This is a genomic window from Massilia atriviolacea (assembly GCF_003953935.1).
Taxonomy (GTDB): domain Bacteria; phylum Pseudomonadota; class Gammaproteobacteria; order Burkholderiales; family Burkholderiaceae_D; genus Telluria_A; species Telluria_A atriviolacea.
On record NZ_RXLQ01000065.1, the window covers coordinates 1 to 703 of the forward strand.

Consider the following 703-nt stretch of genomic DNA (forward strand, 5'->3'; position numbering starts at 1 on the left):
ACAAGGCCAGCAACGTGCGCGACTTCGCCTTTGCCAGCAGCCGCAAGTTCATCTGGGATGCGCAGGGCTACAGGAAGGGCGGCACCGATGTGATGGCAATGTCGTACTACCCGAAGGAAGGCAATCCGCTGTGGGAGCGCTATTCGACCCAGGCCATCGTCCACACCATCGAGCAGTACAACAAGTACGCTTTCGACTATCCGTATCCGATCGCGATCTCGGTCAACGGTCCGGTGGGCGGCATGGAATACCCGATGATTTCGTTTAACGGCCCGCGTCCGACCAAGGACAAGAAGACCGGCGAACTGACCTACTCGCGCCGCACCAAGTATGGCCTGATCGGCGTGATCATCCACGAAGTGGGCCACAATTACTTCCCGATGATCGTCAATTCCGACGAGCGCCAGTGGACCTGGATGGACGAAGGCCTGAACAGCTTCCTGGAATACCTGTCCGAACGCGCCTGGGAAGAAGACTTCCCCGACACGCGCGGCGATCCGCGCGCCATCGTCGACTACATGCGCAGCAAGAACCAGGTGCCGGTGATGACCAATTCGGAATCGGTCCTCCAGCGCGGCAACAACGCCTACGCCAAGCCGGCCACCGCGCTGATCGTCCTGCGCGAGACCGTGCTGGGACGCGAACTGTTCGACTTCGCCTTCCGCGAGTACGCCCAGCGCTGGAAGTTCAAGCGCCCCACGCC

The 703-nt window shown here is 61.0% G+C and carries 1 protein-coding gene; it reads left to right on the plus strand.

What is annotated here, in order from left to right; translation table 11 throughout:
- The coding region (locus EJB06_RS31550; protein WP_164558110.1) for a M1 family aminopeptidase at positions 1-703 on the plus strand (703 nt) is incomplete at both ends.